General features: G+C 76.3%; 2 protein-coding genes and 1 pseudogene. All 3 read left to right on the top strand.

Going from position 1 to position 20,797, the window contains the following annotated elements; genetic code table 11:
- On the top strand, positions 1-5,161 hold a 5,161-nt coding region (locus ACFC8N_RS47655), incomplete at its 5' end, for an SDR family NAD(P)-dependent oxidoreductase (protein ID WP_376295954.1).
- A gap of 66 nt (positions 5,162-5,227) precedes the next feature.
- Positions 5,228-15,355, top strand: a complete 10,128-nt coding sequence (locus tag ACFC8N_RS47650; RefSeq protein ID WP_376295953.1) for a type I polyketide synthase — start codon at positions 5,228-5,230, stop codon at positions 15,353-15,355.
- A 37-nt stretch (positions 15,356-15,392) separates the two neighbouring features.
- Positions 15,393-20,797: pseudogene (locus ACFC8N_RS47645) on the top strand (type I polyketide synthase); the annotation flags it as partial.

The raw sequence follows: 20,797 nt of genomic DNA, 5'->3' as shown, positions 1-20,797 counted from the left end.
CGGTGACACTTCTGTCGTCCCGGTCGCGGACGGTTCGTACGTTCCCTGGGTCGTCACCGCACGCAGCCGGGACGCCCTGCGCGCCCAGGCCGCCCAACTCCTCGACCATCTGCAGGAGTTCCCCGACATCACGCCCGCGGACCTCGGCCTGTCCCTCACCGCGACCCGCGCCGCCTTCGAGCACCGCGCCGTCGTCCTCGGCGCCGACCGAGCCGCACTCAGCGACGGGCTGCGGCTGCTCGCGGCCGGCGAGAGCGGGCCGCACACCGTCACCGGCGTACACCGGGGCGACGGCAAGACCGCCTTCCTCTTCTCCGGGCAGGGCGCCCAGCGCCCGGGCATGGGCCGCGGCCTCTACGACACCCACCCCGCCTACGCGGACGCCTTCGACGCCGTCTGCGCCCACTTCGGCGCCGAACTGCGCGACCTCGTCCTCGGCGACGACGCCGAGCGGCTGAACCGCACCGAGTGGACACAGCCCGCCCTCTTCGCCGTCGAAGTCGCCCTGTACCGGCTGCTGGAGTCGTGGGGCGTACGCCCGGACTTCGTCGCCGGCCACTCCATCGGCGAGATCGCCGCCGCCCACGTCGCCGGAGTGATGTCGCTCAAGGCCGCCTGCGCCCTGGTCGCCGCGCGCGGCAGGCTGATGCAGGAACTCCCGTCCGGCGGCGCCATGTTCGCCGTGGAGGCCACCGAGGACGAGGTACGTCCCCTCCTGGAGGGACACACGGACGCGGGCATCGCCGCGGTGAACGGGCCGCGCTCCGTGGTCGTCTCCGGCGCCGAGGACGTGGTCACCGACATCGCCGCGCGGCTCGCCGCCGACGGGCGCCGCACGACCCGGCTGCGGGTCAGCCACGCCTTCCACTCCCCGCTCATGGAACCGATGCTCGACGCGTTCCGCGAGGTCGCCGCGGGCATCACCTACGAAGCGCCGCGCATGGCGGTGATCTCCAACGTCACCGGCCGCGCCGCCGCCGGCGGCGAACTGCAGGACCCGGAGTACTGGGTGCGCCATGTGCGGGAGGCCGTCCGCTTCGCCGACGGCGTCCGCTGGCTCGCCGAGCACGGCGCCGACCGGTTCCTGGAGGTCGGACCCGACGGCACGCTCACCGCGATGGCGCAGAGCTGCCTGCCGGACGCCGAGACCACGCTGTTCGTGCCCGTGCTGCGCAAGGACCGTGCCGAGGACGAGACGCTCCTCGACGCCGTCGCCCGGGCCTTCGCGCACGGCCTGCCCGTGGACTGGCCGCGCCTGTTCGACGGCACCGGCGCCCGCACCGTACCCCTGCCCACGTACCCCTTCCAGCGCCGTCGCTTCTGGCCCGGGCCGCCCGCGCTGCTCGGCGACGTCACGTCCGCGGGCCTCGGCGCGAGCAGCCATCCGCTGCTGGGCGCGGCCGTGGAACTGGCCGACGGCGACACCCATGTCCTCACCGGCAGGCTCGCCCTCGGCAGCAGCCCCTGGCTCAAGGACCACGCGCTCACCAGCACCGCGCTGTTCCCCGCCACGGGATTCCTCGACCTGGCCCTGCACGCCGGTGCCCGGACCGGCTGCGAGCACGTCGCCGAACTGACGATCCTGGCCCCGCTCACCCTGCCCGCCCAGGGCGGCGTGCAGGTCCAGGTACGGGTCGAGGCGCCGGACGCCACCGGCGCGCGCCCCCTGACCGTGCACGGCCGGCCCGACACCGCCGAGCCCGGCACGCCGTGGACCCTGCACGTCAGCGGCCTGCTCACCACCGCCGCCGAACCGGCCGCCGCACCCTACGACTTCACCGTCTGGCCGCCCGAGGACGGCACCGAGGTGCCGCTCGACGGCTTCTACGAGGCCTTCGCCGACCGCGGCCACCTCTACGGCCCGCTGTTCCAGGGCCTGACCCGGGTCTGGACGCGCGGCGCGGAGGTGTTCGCCGAGGCCGCCCTGCCTGCCGACGCCGCTCCCGCGGCCGACGCCTTCGACCTGCACCCGGCCCTGCTCGACGCCGCGCTGCACGCCGTGATGTTCGTACCGATGAAGGACGCCGGACGGCTGCCGTTCTCGTGGAGCGACGTGCGCCTGGACGCCGTCGGCGCCTCGGCGCTGCGGCTGCGGATGGTCCAGGAGGGCCCGGAGGCCATCGGCCTCGCCCTCGCCGACCCGACGGGCCGCCCGGTCGGCTCGGTCGGCTCGCTCACCCTGCGCGAGCTGGCCGGCGACCTGGCGGGCTCCACCGTCGGCGCCCCGGACCGCCAGGGCCTGTACGAGCTGGACTGGCAGCCGGTGGCCACCGCGGACGCCGTCGCACCGACCGCGTGGACGGTCGTCGGCGCTGACGAGGCGACGGCACTGGCCGACGCCCTGCGGGCCGCCGGTCACACCGTGCGCCGGGCCTCCGGCCTCACCTCCGTCGCTGAGGACGAGCACGTGCCGGACACCGTCCTGTACGTCGTGACCGCGCAGACTCCGGAGAACGCCCTGGGCGACCTCGCCGACGCGGGCCGCGACACCCTCACCGGGGTGCTCGCCGTCGTCCAGCGGTGGGTGGCCGACCCGGCGTTCGCGCACGCCCGGCTCGCCGTCGTCACCCGGGGCGCCGTCCCGGCGGGACCCCGGCCGGCCGACCCGGTGCAGGCGGCGGTGTGGGGCCTGGTGCGGGCCGCCCGCACCGAGAACCCCGGCCGGTTCGTCCTCGCCGACACCGACGGCACCGACGCCTCGGCGGCGGCACTGCCCGCCGCGCTCGGCGACACCGCGTTCGAACTCGCCGTGCAGGAAGGGACGGTGACCACACCACGCATCGTCCCGCTGGCCGCCGACCGCGCCCTCGTCCCGCCCGCCGGCACCGACGCCTGGCGGCTCGGCGTGGCCCACCGGGGCAGCCTGGACAGCCTGCGCCTCGCGGCCTGCCCCGAGGTCGGGGCCGCGCTCGCCCCGAACGAGGTGCGCATCTCGATGCGCGCCGCCGGAGTCAACTTCCGCGACGTCCTCACCACGCTCGGCATGTACCCCGGCGAGGCCACCGCGATCGGCCTCGAAGGTGCCGGTGTGATCACCGAGACCGGCACCGACGTCACCGGCCTCGCACCCGGCGACCGGGTGATGGGCATGTTCGCCGGCGCCTTCGGGCCCGTCGCGGTCGCCGACGCCCGGATGGTCGCACCGATCCCGAAGGGCTGGAGCTTCGCCGAGGCCGCGACCGTACCCATCGTCTACCTCACCGCCTACTACGCCCTGGTCGACCTCGGCGGGCTCAAGCCCGGCGAGAGCGTCCTCGTGCACGCGGCGGCGGGCGGGGTCGGCTCGGCCGCCGTCCAGCTGGCCCGGCACCTCGGCGCCGAGGTGTACGGCACGGCGTCGCCCGCCAAGTGGGACGCGCTGCGGGCCGCCGGACTCGACGACGCCCACCTCGCCTCCTCCCGCGACCTCGGCTTCGAGGAGCGACTGCGCACCGCCACCGAGGGCCGCGGCTTCGACGTCGTCCTCGACTCCCTGGCCCGGGAGTTCGTGGACGCCTCCCTGCGGCTGCTGCCGCGCGGCGGCCGGTTCCTGGAGATGGGCAAGACCGACGTACGCGACCCCGAACAGGTCGCCGTCGACCACCCCGGCGTCACCTACCGGGCCTTCGACCTGATCGAGGCCGGACCCGACCGGATCGGCGAGATCCTCGCCGACCTGGCGGACCTGTTCGGGCGCGGTGCGCTGAAGCCGCTGCCGATGGCCGTGTGGGACGTCCGCCGGGCGCCCGACGCGTTCCGCTTCGTCAGCCAGGCGCGGCACGTCGGCAAGGTCGTGCTGACCCTGCCGACCGCGCCCGACCCGGCCGGCACCGTCCTGCTCACCGGCGGCCTCGGCGGCCTCGGCCGCATCACCGCCCGCCACCTCGTCGTCGAGCACGGCGTACGGCACCTGCTGATCGCCGGCCGGCGCGGCGCGGACGCGCCCGGCGCGGCCGAGCTGCGCGACGAACTCGCCGCGTGGGGCGCGGACGTCACCGTCGCCGCCTGCGACGTGGCCGACCGCACCGCACTCGCCGCGCTCCTCGCGGGCATCCCCGCCGACCGGCCGCTGACGGCCGTGGTGCACACCGCGGGTGTCCTCGCCGACGGCGTGCTGTCCTCGATGACACCGGACCGGCTGGAGCGGGCGCTGCGGCCCAAGGCCGACGCCGTGGTGGCGCTGCACGAGCTCACCCGTGACCTCGACCTCGCCCGGTTCGTGGTCTTCTCCTCGGTCGCCGGCACGTTCGGCGGCGCGGGACAGGCCAACTACTCGGCGGCCAACGCCTTCCTGGACGCCTTCGCCCAGCACCGGCGCGCCCAGGGCCTGCCCGCCGTCTCGCTCGCCTGGGGCACCTGGCTGCCCGAGGCGGGCATGACCGGGGAACTCGGCGACGCCGACCGCGAACGGCACGCCCGCACCGGCATGGTGCCGCTCGGACCCGGCACCGGCATGCGGCTGTTCGACGCCGCCGCCGGCAGCGACCGGGCCGCGCTGCTGCCGATGGACCTGGACCCGGCCGCCCTGCGGGCACACCACGACGTCCTGCCGGTCCTCCTGCGCGGCCTGGTGCGCAGCCCCGCCCGGCGCCGCGCCACCGCCGCCGGGACGGCGCCCGCCGCGCAGGCACCGCGGTCGCTGGCCGACCGGCTGGCTCCGCTGCCCGCCGCGGACCGCGAGCAGCTCCTGCTCGACGTGGTCGCCGAGCAGGCCGCCGCCGTCCTCGGACACGGCTCGGCGGCCGAGATCGATCCCGAACAGACCTTCAAGGAGCTGGGCTTCGACTCACTGACGGCGGTCGAGCTGCGCAACCGGCTCGGCGCGGCCACCGCCCTGCGGCTGCCCGCCACCCTGGTGTTCGACTACCCGACCGCCCTCGCCCAGGCCCGCTACCTGCTGGGCGAGCTGTCCCTGCCCGAGCCGCCCGGGACCGCGCAGGCCCTCCTCGGCGACATGGACCGCCTGGAGAGCGCCCTGCGGGGTGCCGACGTGGCCGGCGAGGACCGCGAGAAGGTCACCGCCCGGCTGCGCGAACTGCTCTCCCGCTGGCAGGGCGAGCCCCTCGGACCGACCCCCGCCGCCGCGCCCGCCGCCCTCGCCGACGAGGACGCCGAACTGGCCGAGGTCGAGACGGCGGGCGACCTCTTCGACCTGATCGACCGCGAGCTGGGGGACCTGTGAGCACCCCGCCGGTCCTCCGCACGCACCCGACGCCCCGGCTCCGCCCGGTTCAAGGAAGTGACTCTCGTGGCTGACGACGACAAGTACGTGGAATACCTCAAGCGGGTCACGGGTGAACTCCGCCAGACCCGCCGCAGGCTGCGCGAGGTCGAGGACCGCAGCCGGGAGCCGATCGCCGTCGTCGCGATGAGCTGCCGGTTCCCCGGCGACATCCGTTCGCCCGAGGACCTGTGGCGGCTCGTCGACGAGGGCCGGGACGCCATCGGCCCGCTGCCACAGGACCGCGGCTGGGACATCGAGGACCGCTACGACCCCGACCCCGACCGGCCCGGCACCTTCTCCACCCGGGAGGGCGGCTTCCTGCGCGACGCCGCCTCCTTCGACGCCGCCTTCTTCGGCATGAGCCCCCGCGAGGCCCTCGCCACCGACCCGCAGCAGCGGATCCTGCTGGAGGCGTCGTGGGAGCTGCTGGAGCGCGCCGGCATCCGGCCGCAGACCCTGCGCGGCAGCTCCACCGGTGTGTTCGTGGGAGCCGCGACCTCCGGTTACGGCCAGGGCCCGGTCGAGGTGCCCGAGGACGTGCACGGACTGATGCTCGCCGGCAACGCGACCTCGGTCGCCTCCGGCCGCATCTCCTACGTCCTGGGCCTGGAGGGCCCGACCGTCACCGTCGACACCGCCTGCTCCTCCTCCCTGGTCGCCCTGCACTGGGCGGTGCAGGCGCTGCGCGCCGGTGAGTGCGACCTCGCCCTGGCCGGCGGTGTCGCCGTCATGGCCACCCCGGGCCTGCTGTTCGAGTTCAGCAGGCAGCGCGGGCTCGCCCCGGACGGACGCTGCAAGGCGTTCGCCGAATCCGCCGACGGCACCGGCTGGTCCGAGGGCGTGGGCCTGCTGCTGGTGGAACGCCTCTCCGACGCCCGCCGCAACGGACACCCGGTGCTGGCCGTGGTCCGCGGCTCCGCCGTCAACTCCGACGGCGCCTCCAACGGTCTGACCGCGCCCAACGGGCCCGCCCAGCAGCGCGTCATCGAACAGGCCCTCGCAGGCGCCGGGATCACCGCGGCCGACGTCGACGCCGTCGAGGCCCACGGCACCGGCACCACCCTCGGCGACCCCATCGAGGCACAGGCGCTGCTCGCCACCTACGGCCGGGCCAAGACCGCCGAACGGCCCCTGTACCTGGGCTCGTTGAAGTCGAACCTCGGCCACACCCAGGCGGCGGCCGGCGTCGCCGGCGTCATCAAGACGGTGCTGGCCCTCCAGCACGGGCGCCTGCCCCGCACCCTGCACGTGGACCAGCCCTCCACCCACGTCGACTGGGACGCGGGGCACGTCCGGCTGCTCACCGAGGCCACCGACTGGCCGCTCACCGAAGGCCGCCCCCGCCGCGCCGCCGTCTCCTCCTTCGGCATCAGCGGCACCAACGCGCACACCATCCTGGAGGCCGCGCCCGAGGAGCCCGAGGAGCCCGAGGAGACGGCGGAGCCCCAGGCCCCCGCCCCCGCGACCGCCGTACGGCTGCCCCTGGCGCTCTGGCCGCTGTCCGCGCGCGGCGCCGAAGCGCTGCGCGCCCAGGCCGCCCGCCTCCTGGCGCACACCGACGCCCACCCCGCCGACGACCCGCACGTCACCGCCCGCGCCCTCGCCGCCACCCGGCAGGCCTTCGAACACCGGGCCGTCGTCCTCGCGGCGGACCTGGCCGGCACCCGCGACGCCCTGCGCGCCCTCGCCGCGGGGGAGGAACACCCGGCCGTCGTGACCGGCCGCACCCTGCGCGGCGCGACCGCGTTCCTCTTCTCCGGACAGGGCGCCCAGCGTCCCGGCATGGGCCGCGAACTGTACGGCGCGTTCCCCGCGTTCGCCCGGGCCTTCGACGAGGTGTGCGCCCACCTCGACCCCGAACTCGGACTGAGCCTGAAGGAAGCCGTCTTCGACAGCGCCCCGGACGACGCGGCGCTGCGGGAGACCGGCCTCGCCCAGCCCGCCCTGTTCGCCGTCGAGGTCGCCCTCCACCGCCTGCTGGAATCATGGGGCGTCACGCCCAAGTACCTCCTCGGGCATTCGCTGGGCGAACTGTCCGCCGCGCACGTCGCCGGCGTGTGGTCGCTGCCCGACGCCTGCCGGCTCGTCGCCGCCCGCGGACGGCTGATGCAGGACCTGCCGCGCGGCGGCGCGATGGTCTCCGTCGAGGCCGCCGAGGACGAGGTGGCCGCGCTGCTCGCCGAACACGGCGGCGCCGTGTCGGTGGCCGCCGTCAACGGCCCGCGCGCCACCGTGATCTCCGGCGACGAGGCCGCCGTCGAGGCCGTCGCCTCGGCGCTCGGCGCCCGCGGCCGTACCACCCGCAGACTGCGGGTCTCGCACGCCTTCCACTCGGCGCGCATGGACGCCGTCCTCGACGCCTTCCGCGCCGTCGCCGAGAGCGTCACCGCGCACCCGCCGCGCCTGACCGTGGTCTCCAACCTCACCGGACGCCCGGCCACCGCCGAGGAACTGACCTCCGCCGACTACTGGGTGCGCCACCTGCGCCACGCCGTCCGCTTCGGCGACGGCGTCGACTGGCTCGCCACCCACGGCGTCACCCGCTACCTGGAACTCGGCCCCGACACCACCCTCACCGCGCTCGTCCGCGCCGCACTGCCCGACGACACCGTCGACCGGCTCTGCGCGCCCGTGCTGCGCAAGGACCGCCCCGAGCCGGACACCCTGCTCGCCGCCGTCGCCGCCGCCCACGCCCACGGAGTCTCCGTCGACCTGGCCGCCCTGCTCGGCAGCGACCCGGCCGACCCCCAAGTCGACCTGCCCACCTACGCGTTCACGCGCGACCGCTACTGGCTGCGGCCCGCCGCCACCACCGGCGACGTCACCGGCGCCGGGCTCACCGGCACCGGACACCCCTTGCTCGGGGCCGTCGTCCGCGTCGCCGACGACGACCGCGTGCTGCTCACCGGCCGGCTGTCCACCCGCACCCAGCCCTGGCTCGCCGACCACACCGTGTCCGGCACCGTCCTGCTCCCGGGCACCGCGTTCGTCGAACTCGTGCTGCGCGCCGGTGACGAGGTCGGCTGCGGCCTCCTCGACGACCTCACCCTCGAAGCCCCGCTGGTCCTCCCGGACGCCGGCGGCGTCCAGCTCCAGATCGCCCTCGGCGCCCCCGACGCCGACGGCCGCCGGCCGGTCGCCGTGCACTCCCGGGCCGACGCCGACGACGACAGCCCCTGGACCCGGCACGCCACCGCCGTCCTCGCCCCGGCGCCCGCCGCGCCCGAGGCCGAGCCCGTCGCCTGGCCGCCCGCGGACGCCCACAGCCTCCCGCTGGACGGCTTCTACGACGCCCTCGCCGCCCAGGGCTACCAGTACGGTCCCGTCTTCCAGGGCCTGCGGGCCGCCTGGCGCTCCGGCGACACCTGGTACGCCGAGGTGGTGCTCCCCGAGGAACAGCACCGCGACGCCGCCCGGTTCGGCCTGCACCCGGCCCTCCTGGACGCCGCCCTGCACGCCCAGCTCGCCGGTGACGGCGGCGACGACGGCGCCGAACGAGCGGGCGTGGGCCTGCCGTTCGCGTTCAGCGGCGTCACCCTGCACGCCGTCGGTGCCACCGAGCTCCGGGTCCGCCTGGACCGCGGCCCCTCCGGCGCCGTCGGCCTGCACCTCGCCGACGGCACCGGACGCCCCGTCGCCACCGTCGCCTCCCTCGTCAGCCGCCCGGTCTCCCAGGACGCCCTGCACACCTCCCGGCCCGCCGACGGCGCCCTGTTCACCGTGCGCTGGAGCGACACCACCCTGCCCGGCACCGCGGACACCGACGGCTGGCGGCTCGGCTGCGGCGATCCGGCGGGCCTGGTTCCCGCCCGGCCGGCACTCGGCGCCGACGACACGCCCACGGCCGTGGTCCTGCCGTACGCCTCCGCCCCCGACGAGACCCCCGCGAACATCGCCGGCCGCGTCCTGACCGACCTGCAGACACTGCTGGCCGATCCGCGCACCGACGGCGCCCCGCTCGTGATCGTCACACGCGGCGCCGTGAGCGCGGCCGACGGCGAGGACGTCACCGACCTGTCCGCCGCCGCCGTCTGGGGCCTGGTCCGCTCGGCCCAGACCGAGAACCCGGGCCGTCTCGTCCTCGCCGACCTCGACGACACCGACGCCTCCCGCGCCGCCCTCGCCGCCGCCGTCAGTACCGGCGCCACCCAACTCGCCCTGCGCGACGGCACGTTGCGCACACCCGCGCTGGCCCGCACCGCCGCGTCCGACCGGACGCCCGGCTGGGACGCCGACGGCACCGTCCTGATCACCGGCGGCACCGGCGCGCTCGGCGCCCTGGTCGCCCGCCACCTGGTCACCACCCACGGCGTGCGCTCCCTGCTGCTCACCTCCCGGCGCGGCACCGACGCCCCCGGCGCCCGCGAGCTGACGGACGAACTCACCGCGCACGGGGCCGCCGTACGCGTCGAGGCCTGCGACGCCGCCGACCCCGGCGCGCTGGCCGCACTGCTCGGCACACTGCCCGCCGACCGGCCGCTGCGCGGCGTGGTGCACACCGCGGGCGTCCTCGACGACGGCGTGCTCGGCTCGCTCACCCCCGACCGGCTCGCCCCCGTGCTGCGCGCCAAGGCGGACGCCGCGCTCGCCCTGCACACGGCGACCCGGGACGCCGACCTCACCGCCTTCGTCCTGTTCTCCTCGGCCTCCGGCCTGCTCGGCGGCGCCGGACAGGCCAACTACGCCGCCGCCAACACCGTCCTGGACGCCCTCGCCCACCACCGCCGCACCGCCGGTCTGCCCGCCACCTCACTGGCCTGGACCCTGTGGGACCACGACAGCGGCATGACCGGCGGCCTCGGCGACGAGGACCGGCGCCGCATCGCGGCCTCCGGACTGCCCGCCCTGGACCCCGACGCCGCGCTGCGGCTGCTCGACCAGGCCCTCGCCACCGGCGAGCCCCTCCTCGCCCCGCTGCGCACCGACCCGGCCGCGCTGCGCTCCGCCGCCTCGGCCGGGCGGCTGCCCACCCTGCTGCACGGCCTCGTCCCGGCACCGGCCCGGCGCACCGCCCGGGCGGCCGGCACGGACGCCTCCGCGCTCGGCCGCCGCCTGTCCGCACTGTCCGCACCCGACCAGGAACGCCTCCTGCTCGACGTCGTCCGCCGGCACGCCGCGGTCGCCCTCGGACACGGCTCGGCCGGTGCCGTCGACGGCGAACAGTCCTTCAAGGACCTCGGCTTCGACTCCCTCACCTCCGTCGACCTGCGCAACCGGCTCAACGCCGAGACGGGACTGCGGCTGCCCGCGACGCTCGTCTTCGACCACCCCCGCCCCAGCGCGCTCGCCCGCCACCTGGCCCGCGAACTGACCGGCGCCACCGAGGAGTTCACCTCCACGACGGCCGCAGCCGAGGAGGACGACCCCGTCGTCGTCGTCGCCATGGCCTGCCAGTACCCCGGCGGTGTCAGCTCGCCCGAGGACCTGTGGCGGTTCGTGTCCGAGGGCGGCGACGCCATCGGCGCTTTCCCCACCGACCGCGGCTGGGACCTGGACCGCCTGCCCGGCCTGGAGGCCGGATTCCTGTACGGCGCCACGCACTTCGACGCCGCCCTGTTCGGCATCGCCCCCCGCGAGGCGCTCGCCATGGACCCCCAGCAGCGGCTGCTCCTGGAGACCTCCTGGGAGGTCTTCGAGCGCGCCGGGATCGACCCGCTGTCCCTGCGCGGCAGCGGCACCGGCGTCTACGTCGGCGCGATGGGCTCCGGCTACGCCTCCGGCCTGGCCGACATCCCCGAGGGCATGGAGGGCTACATCGGGCTCGGCGTGTCCGGCAGCGTCCTGTCCGGCCGCGTCGCCTACACCTTCGGCCTGGAGGGGCCGACCATGACGGTCGACACCGCCTGCTCCTCCGCCCTGGTCGCCCTGCACCTCGCCGCCCACGCCCTGCGCCAGGGCGAGTGCACCATGGCGCTGGCCGGCGGTGTCACGGTCATGGCCACACCCGGCACCTACACCGAGTTCACCGCCCAGAACGGGCTGGCCGCCGACGGCCGTTGCAAGGCGTTCGCCGCCTCCGCCGACGGCACCAGCTTCTCCGAGGGCGTCGGCATGCTCCTGCTGGAACGCCTCTCCGACGCCCGCCGGGGCGGCCACCCCGTCCTCGCCGTGGTCCGCGGCTCCGCCACCAACCAGGACGGCGCCTCGAACGGCCTGACCGCACCCAACGGCCCCTCCCAGGAGCGCGTCATCCGCCAGGCGCTGGCCTCGGCCGGGCTCGCCCCGGCCGACGTCGACGCCGTCGAGGCGCACGGCACCGGCACCACCCTCGGCGACCCCATCGAGGCACAGGCGCTGTTCGCCACCTACGGCCGCGCACGCCCCGAGGGCGAACCGCTGCTGCTGGGCTCCGCCAAGTCCAACTTCGGGCACACCCAGGCCGCCGCGGGCGCCGCGGGCGTCATCAAGATGGTCATGGCCATGCGCCACGGCGAACTGCCGCGCACCCTGCACGTCGACGAGCCCTCCCCGCACATCGACTGGTCCAGCGGCACCATCGAGCTGCTCACCGAGGCCCGGCCCTGGCCGGCCCGCGGTGACCGGCCCCGCCGCGCGGGCGTGTCCTCCTTCGGCATCAGCGGCAGCAACGCCCACGTCGTCCTCGAAGAACCCCCCGCCGCCGAGCCCGCCGCCGAGCGGCCCGAGTCCGCCGCCGTGCCCCGGGTGTACCCCGTCTCCGGACACACCCTGGACGCGCTGCGCGCCCAGGCGGCCCGGCTGCGCACCCACCTCCTGCACCACGACGACGACCCCCGCGACATCGCCCGCACCCTCGCCGTCGCCCGCCACCCGCAGGCCCACCGCGCCGCGGTCGTCGCCGCCGACCGCGAGGAACTCCTGGCCGGGCTCGCCGCCGTCGCCTCCGGCGAGCCGCACCCCGGCACGGCCACCGGCACCGCCGACGGCGGCCGGCTCGCCGTCCTGTTCAGCGGCCAGGGCGCCCAACGCCCCGGCATGGGCCGCGAGTTGTACGACGCCCACCCCGTCTACGCGCGGACCTTCGACGCGGCGTGCGCCGAACTCGACCGCCACCTCGACGGACCGCCGCTGCGCGACGTCGTCTTCGCCGCGGCCGACAGCGCCGAGGCCGCCCTGCTGGACCGCACCGCCTACACCCAGGCCGCGCTCTTCGCCTACGGCACCGCCGCCCACGCCCTGGCCACGTCCTGGGGCGTACGGCCCGACGTGCTCGCCGGGCACTCCATCGGCGAACTGACCGCCGCGCACGTCGCCGGCGTCTTCGACCTGGCCGACGCCTGCGCGCTGGTCGGGGCGCGTGGCCGGCTCATGCAGAGCCTGCCCGAGGGCGGCGCCATGGCCGCCCTGGAGGCGACCGAGCAGGAAGTACTGCCCCTGCTGGCCGACCGCGCCGACCGCGTCGCCGTCGCCGCGGTCAACGGGCCCGTCTCCGTGGTCGTCTCCGGCCAGGCCGAGGACGTGACGCAGATCGCCGCCGAGTTCGCCGCACGGGGCCGCAAGACCCGGCGCCTGAAGGTCAGCCACGCCTTCCACTCACCGCTGATGGACGCCATGCTCGACGACTTCCGCGCCGTCGCCGCCCGCGTCGGCTTCCACGCCCCCACCGTGCCCGTCGTGTCCAACGTGACCGGCGCCCTCGCGACCGGCGACGACCTGCTCACCCCCGACTACTGGGTGCGCCACGTCCGCCAGGCCGTCCGCTTCGCCGACATGGTCCGCACGCTGGAGGAGAGCGGTGCCAACCGCTTCCTCGAACTCGGCCCCGACGCCACCCTCACCGCCCTGGTCCAGGACGGCGTCAGCGACTCCGCGGCGGTGACCGCCGTACCCCTGGCACGCCGCGGCCTGCCCGAGGACCGTTCCGCGCTGCTCGCCGCCGGCACCCTGCACGTGCACGGGCTCGGTGACGTACCGGCCGTACCGGCGGACACCGAAGCCCGGCCCGTGCCCCTGCCGACCTACGCCTTCCAGCGCGAGCGCTTCTGGCTGGAGGCGTCCGCGCCCGCCGCCGCGGCCGGCCAGGACGCCGCGTTCTGGGAACTCGTCGAGGCCGCGGACCCCGCGGCCCTCGCCGAGCGCCTCGCCGTCGACAGCGACGCCCCGCTCAGCGCCGTACTGCCCGCGCTCGCCGCCTGGCGCGGCGAGGACCGCAGGCAGGCGCAGATCCAGCGCTGGGAACACCGCGTGGTGTGGCGGCCCGCCGCCGACACCGCCGCCACCCTCACCGGCGGCTGGCTCCTCGCCGTCCCCGGCCGTCTCGACGGCGGCCCCTGGGCCACCTCCGTCGCCGACGCGCTCACCGCCCACGGCGCCCGCGTCCGCGTCCTGCCCGTCGACTGCGCCACCGCCGACCGCACCGCCCTGGCCGGCGCCCTCGCGGACCTGCGCCAGGACGACGCCGGGCCCTGGACCGGAGTGGTGTCCCTGCTCGCCGCCGACACCGACGCGCTGCCCGGACACGACGCCGTACCGGCCGGTCTCGCCGCCACCGCCGCCCTCGTCCAGGCACTCGCCGACGGCGCCGACGGCACCGACGCGGCGCGGCTGTGGGCGCTCACCGCGGGCGCCGCGGGCGTGCTCGGCACGGAGGCACCCATGGCCCCCGAGCAGGCCGCCGTGTGGGGACTGGGCCGCACCGCAGCCCTCGAACACCCGCAACTGTGGGGCGGCTTGGTCGACCTGCCCGCCGGGACCGACACCGCCGTCCCGGCCGACGTGGCCCGGCGCCTGGCCGCCGCACTGGCCGGCCGCACCGGCGAGGACCAGATCGCCGTACGGCCCGCGGGCACCTTCCTGCGCCGCCTCGAACGCGTCCCGGCCGGTACGCCCCTGGCGCCCGCGCCCGACTGGTCGGGCACCGTCCTGCTCACCGGAGCCACCGGCGCGCTCGGCGTGCGCACGGCCGCCTGGCTCGCCGCGCAGGGCGCCGGCCGCATCCTGGCCGTCAGCCGCTCCGGCGCGGCCGCCGAGGGCGCCGCCCGCCTCAAGGACGCGCTCGCCGACTCCGGTACCGAACTGGTCCTGGCCGCCTGCGACACCGCCGACCGCGAGGCGCTCGCCGCGCTCCTCGCCGAACACCCCGTGGACGCCGTCGTCCACACCGCGGGGGTGCTCGACGACCGGCTCCTCGACGGGATGGACCGCGCCGCCCTGGACCGCGTCCTGCGCCCCAAGCTGGCGGCCGCCCGCCATCTCGACGAACTGACGCGCGGGCGCGAGCTCACCGCGTTCGTCCTGTACTCGTCGGTCTCCGGCACCCTCGGCACCATCGGTCAGGCCAACTACGCGGCGGCCAACGCCTACCTGGACGCCCTGGCCGAACACCGCAGGGCCGCCGGGCTGCCCGCCACCTCCCTGGCCTGGGGGCCGTGGGCCGGCGGCGGCATGGCCGGCGCCGACGCCGACGGCGAGAGCCGTATGCGGCGCGGCGGCATCGAGCCGCTCGACCCCGAGCGGGCGGTCGACGCCCTCGGCCGGGCCGTCGCCCGCACCGACGCCGTCCTCGCCGTCGCCGACATCGACTGGGCCCGCTTCGCACCCGGCTTCACCACCTCCCGGCCCAGCCCGCTGCTCGCCGACCTCCCCGAGGTCCGCGACCTGCTCGCCCGCCGCCCCCAGAACACCGCCGGTGCCTCGCAGGCCCTGCGCGAACAGCTCGCCGGACAGTCCGCCGCCGAGCGCGAACGCACCCTGACCGCCGTGGTGCGCACCGAGGCCGCCGCCGTCCTCGGCCACACCGGCACCGACCGCGTCGGCGCCACGACGGCGTTCAACGCCCTGGGATTCGACTCGCTGATGGCCGTCGAACTGCGCAACCGGATCGGCGCCGCCACCGGCCTCGCGCTGCCCGCGACGCTGCTGTTCGACCAGCCGAGCGCCACGGCACTCGCCGGGTATCTGCGCGGCCGGCTCTCGGACGACACCGACGGCGCCGCCGCCGTCCTCGCCGGGCTGGACACCCTGGAGGCGGCCCTCGCCGCACTGCCGCAGGACGACGCCCGGCGCGACCGCATCGGCGCCCGGCTGCAGTCGCTCCTCGGCGGCTTCACCGGCCGGGCCACAACCGCCCTCGCCGCCCCCGCCACCGGCGGGGACGACGTCAGCGACCGGATCCAGTCCGCCGGCGCGGACGAGATCTTCGACTTCATCGAGAACGACCTCGGCATCTCCTGACGGCACGGCCACGGGACCTGAGAACGGGTGACACGACATGACCGATGAGGACAAGCTCCTCGGCTACCTGAAGAAGGTCACGGCCGACCTCCACCAGACGCGGCAGCGCCTGGCCGCGGCCGAGGCACACCAGCACGAACCCCTGGCGATCGTCGCCATGGGCTGCCGATTCCCCGGCGGTGTCAACGACCCCGACGACCTGTGGCGGCTGCTCGACGACGGCACCGACGCCATGACCGACTGGCCGCGCGACCGCGGCTGGGACATCGACGCCCTGTACGACCCGACCCCGGGCACGCCCGGCCGCAGCTACACCCGCACCGGCGGATTCATCGACCGCGTCGGCGACTTCGACGCCGGGTTCTTCGGCATCTCGCCGCGCGAATCCGTCGGCACCGATCCGCAGCAGCGCATCCTGCTGGAGATCTGCTGGGAGGCCCTGGAGCGCGCCGGGCTCGACCCGCTCGCCCTGCGCGGCAGCCGCACCGGCGTGTTCTGCGGCACCAACTTGCAGGACTACACGACCCTGCTCAGCCTGTCCGACAACGCGGGCGACGACGGGGTGGGCAACGCGTCCAGCGTGCTGTCCGGCCGGATCTCCTACACCCTCGGCCTCGAAGGCCCCGCCGTCTCCGTCGACACCGCCTGCTCCTCCTCCCTGGTCACCCTCCACCTGGCGGCGCAGGCCCTGCGCGCGGGGGAGTGCGACCTCGCCCTCGCCGGCGGCGTCACCATCATGTCGACGCCCACGATCTTCCTGGAGTTCAGCCGCCAGCGCGGCCTGTCGCCGGACGGCCGCTGCCGCGCGTTCGCCGACACCGCCGACGGCACCGCCTGGGGCGAGGGCGCCGGAATGCTCGTCGTCGAACGGCTCTCCGACGCCCGCCGCAACGGACATCCCGTCCTCGCCGTCCTGCGCGGCTCGGCCGTCAACCAGGACGGCGCGTCCAACGGCCTCACCGCCCCCAACGGGCCCTCCCAGGAACGCGTCATCTGGCAGGCGCTGAACAGCGCGCAGCTCGCCCCCGCCGACGTCGACGCCGTCGAGGCGCACGGCACCGGCACCACCCTCGGCGACCCCATCGAGGCCCAGGCCCTGCTCGCCACCTACGGCCAGGACCGGCCCGCGGACCGGCCGCTGCTGCTCGGCTCGGTGAAGTCGAACATCGGCCACACCCAGGCCGCGGCCGGCGTCGCCGGCATCATCAAGACGGTCCTCGCGCTGCGCGCGGGCCGGCTGCCCGCCACGCTCCACGTCGACCGGCCCAGCCGGCACGTCGACTGGTCCGCCGGCAACATCGAACTGCTCACCGAAGCCCGCGCCTGGCCGGCCGTCGGCGACCGGCCGCGCCGCGCCGGCGTGTCCTCCTTCGGCGTCAGCGGCACCAACGCCCACGTCATCCTCGAACAGGCCCCGCCCGCCACACAGGACGACACCACCGAACCGCGCGAGGCTCCCCGCCCGCGCGCCTTCGCCGTCTCCGGCCGCACCGCGGCCGCCCTGCGCGACCAGGCCCGGCGGCTCGCCGCCCACCTGCGCTCCGCCCCGGACGGCGGGCCGCACCCCGCCGACCTCGCCTGGTCCCTCGCGGGCACCCGGTCCGCCCTAGAACACCGCGCCGTCGTCGTCGCCGCCGACCACGACGTGCTCCTGCGCGGCCTGACCGCCCTGGCCGACGCCGCCCCCGACCCCGCCGTGGTGCGCGGCGTCGCCGACACCGAGGGCGACCCGGTCTTCCTCTTCCCCGGCCAGGGCCCCCAGTGGGAGGGCATGGCCACCGAACTCCTCGACACGGACGCCCGGTTCCGCGCCTTCTTCGACGAAGCCGCCGCCGCCGTCGAGGAGTTCACCGACTACCGCGTCCTGGACGTCCTGCGCGGCGCCCCGGGCGCCCCGCCCCTGGAACGGCTCGACGTCGTCCAGCCCACCCTCTTCGTCGTCTGCGTCGCCCTCGCCCGACTGTGGATGGCGTGCGGGGTCCGCCCCGCCGCGGTCGCCGGACAGAGCCAGGGCGAGATCGCCGCCGCCCACATCGCCGGCGTCCTCACCCTCCAGGACGCGGCCCGCGTCGTCGTCACCCGCTCCCGCGAGCTGACCGCCATCACCGGCCGCGGCGGCATGGTCGCCGTACCCCTGCCGCTCGCCGAGGTCGAGCGGCTCATCGCCCCCTACGACGGCCGGATCTCCGTCGGCTCCGTCACCGGCCCTCGCTCCGTCACCGTCTCCGGCGACGCCGAGCCGCTCGCCGCCCTGCTGGCCCGCCTCACCGACGACGGCATCCGCGCACGCCGCGTCCCCGTGGACTACGCCTCCCACTGCGCCCAGGTCGAGGAGGTCCGCGACGCCCTGCTCGCCGGATTCGCCCCGGTGCGCCCGCGCCCCGCCGAGATCCCCTTCCACTCCACCGTCACCGGGGCACGCATCGAGGACACCACCACGCTCGACGCCGCCTACTGGTACGACAACATCCGCCGCACCGTCCGCTTCGAGAGCACGGTGCGCGCCCTCGCCGACGCCGGACAGCGCGTCTTCGTCGAGATGGCCCCGCACCCCGTGGTCACCACCGCCGTCGGAGACATCCTCGACGACCTCGGCATCACCGACGGCGCCGTCCTCGGCACCCTGCGCCGCTCCGAAGGCGGGACCGAACGCTTCCTGCAGTCCGTGGCCGGCCTCGCCGTCCGCGGCGGCTCCGTGGACTGGAAAGCCGTCCACGACGAGCCCGCACACCGCGTCGACCTGCCCGTCTACGCCTTCCAACGCCGCCGCTACTGGCCCGCGTTCACCACCGTCGCGACCCCGCGGACCACCGACGGCGCGGACGCCCCGTTCTGGCAGGCCGTCGAATCCGGCGACCACGCCACGCTCGCCGAAGCGCTCGGCCTCGACACACAGACCGCGGCCACCCTGGCCCCCGCCCTCGCCGGCTACCGGCGCCGCGGCGCCGACCGCGCCACCGCCGACCGCTGGCGCTACCGCATCACCTGGCACCCGCTGCAGGACCCGACGGCCCCCTCCCTCACCGGCCGCTGGACCCTCGTCGTCCCCCGCGGCCACGAGACCGGACCCGAGGCCACCGCGGTCCGGGCCGCCCTGACCCGCGCGGGCGCCGACTGCGTCCCCGTGACCGTCGACGGCCACCTCGACCGCACCGGCCTCGCCGCCGCACTGGCCGACGCGACCGACGGCGCCCGCGGCGTGCTGTCCCTGCTCGCCCTGGACGACAGCCCGCACCCCCGGCACCCCCAGCTGCCCGGCGGGTTCGCCACCACCGTCGCCCTCGTGCAGACGCTGGACGACCTGGGCACCCGGCTGCCCGTGTGGTTCCTCACCCGCGGCGCCGTCGCCACCCGCTCCGGCACCGCCCCGACCGCCCCGGCCCAGGCACTCGTCTGGGGCTTCGGCCGGGTCGTCGCCCTGGAACAGGCCGACTGCTGGGGCGGCCTGATCGACCTGCCCGACCAGCTCGACGCCCGCACCGCCGACCGCGTCGCCGCCGTCCTCGCCCGCACCGACCACGAGGACCAGGTCGCCGTACGCCCCACCGGCGTCCTCGGCCGCCGACTGGAGCGCGCCGCCGTCGGCGGACTGCCCGGCCGCCGCCAGTGGCGTCCGCAGGGCACCGTCCTCGTCACCGGCGGCACCGGCGCCCTCGGCCGCCACGTGGCCCGCTGGCTCGCCCGCGCGGGAGCCCCGCACCTCCTCCTCGTCAGCCGCTCAGGCCCCGACGCGGAAGGCGCCGCCGAACTGCTCGCCGAACTGAACGCCGCCGGCACCCACGCCGAACTCGTCGCCCGCGACATAGCCGACCCCGCGGACCTCGCCGCACTCCTGGCCACCATCCCCGAGGAACGCCCCCTCACCGCCGTCTTCCACACCGCCGCGGTCCTCGACGACGGCGTCATCGGCTCGCTCACACCCGAACGCCTCGCCGAGGTCCTGCGGGTCAAGGTGGGCGGCGCGCTGAACCTCGACGCCGCCACCCGCGACCTGGACCTCTCCGCGTTCGTGCTGTTCTCCTCCTCCTCGGGCGTCTTCGGCAGCCCCGGACACGGCAACTACGCCCCCGGCAACGCCTACCTCGACGCCCTCGCCGAGGACCGCCGCTCCCGCGGCCTGCCCGCCACGGCGGTCGCCTGGAGCGGATGGGCCGACGGAGGCATGGCGGCCGGCACCGTCGGCGAGCGCCTCCAGCGCCACGGCGTCCGCCTCATGGACCCCGCCGTCGCCGTCACCGCCCTCCAGGACGCCCTCGACCAGGACGACACCGCACTCGTCGTCACCGACATCGACTGGGAGGTGTTCGGCGCCGAACTCGACAAGGGCCGGCCACGCCGCCTCTACGCCCAACTCCCGGACCTGGAACAGCTGCGCGCCCGCCGCGCAGCCGCCCCGACCGCCTCCGGCGCCGACGAGAACGACCTGATGGCCACCATCGCCGCCCTCGGGGACGCCGAACGGCGCCACGCGCTGCTCGAACTGGTCCGCGGACACATCGCGTACGTCCTCAACCACCCCAGCCCCGACGACGTCGAACCCGCCCGGGCCTTCCGGGAACTCGGCTTCGACTCCCTCACCGCCGTCGAGCTGCGCAACACGCTCGGCGAGGCGACCGGCATGCGGCTGCCCGCCACCCTCGTCTACGACTACCCCACGCCCGCGGCCCTGGCCGAACACCTCGGCGAGCAGCTCGCCCCGGCGGGCCCCGCCGCCTCCGCCGGTGCCGTCACCGTCACCCGCCGGGACACGGCCGAGGACCCGGTCGTGATCGTCGGCATGGCCTGCCGTTTCCCCGGCGGAGCGGACACCCCGGAGCGGTTCTGGCGGCTCCTGGCCGACGGGACCGACGCCATGGGCCCCTTCCCGACGGACCGGGACTGGGACCTGGCCGGACTCTACGACCCCGAACCCGGTACGGCGGGCCGCACCTCCACGCTCACCGGTGGCTTCCTGGACGGCTTCGCCGACTTCGACCCCGGCGTCTTCGCCATCTCGCCCCGCGAAGCCCTGGCCATGGACCCGCAGCAGCGGCTCCTGCTGGAGGTCGCCTGGGAGACGTTCGAGCGGGCGGGCATCGATCCGCGGTCGCTGCGCGGCAGCCGGACCGGTGTGTTCGCCGGCACCAACTACCAGGACTACACCTCCCGTCCGCTCGCACCGGGCGACGAGGTCGGCGCCCACCTGGGCACGGGCAACTCCGCCGCCGTCCTGTCGGGCCGCGTGTCCTACACCTTCGGGCTGGAGGGCCCCGCGGTCACCGTCGACACCGCCTGCTCGTCCTCGCTCGTCGCCCTCCACCTCGCGGCACAGGCGCTGCGCACCGGGGAGTGCGACCTGGCCCTGGCGGGCGGCGTCACCGTGATGTCCACGCCCGGTCTGTTCGTGGATTTCAGTCGTCAGCAGGGGTTGGCGGCGGATGGTCGGTGCAAGGCGTTTGCGGA

It is taken from the genome of Streptomyces sp. NPDC055966, from assembly GCF_042269865.1.
In the GTDB taxonomy this organism is placed as follows: Bacteria; Actinomycetota; Actinomycetes; order Streptomycetales; family Streptomycetaceae; genus Streptomyces.
The sequence above is the reverse complement of the archived record's forward strand: the minus strand, read 5'-3'. Positions and strand labels throughout refer to the sequence as shown.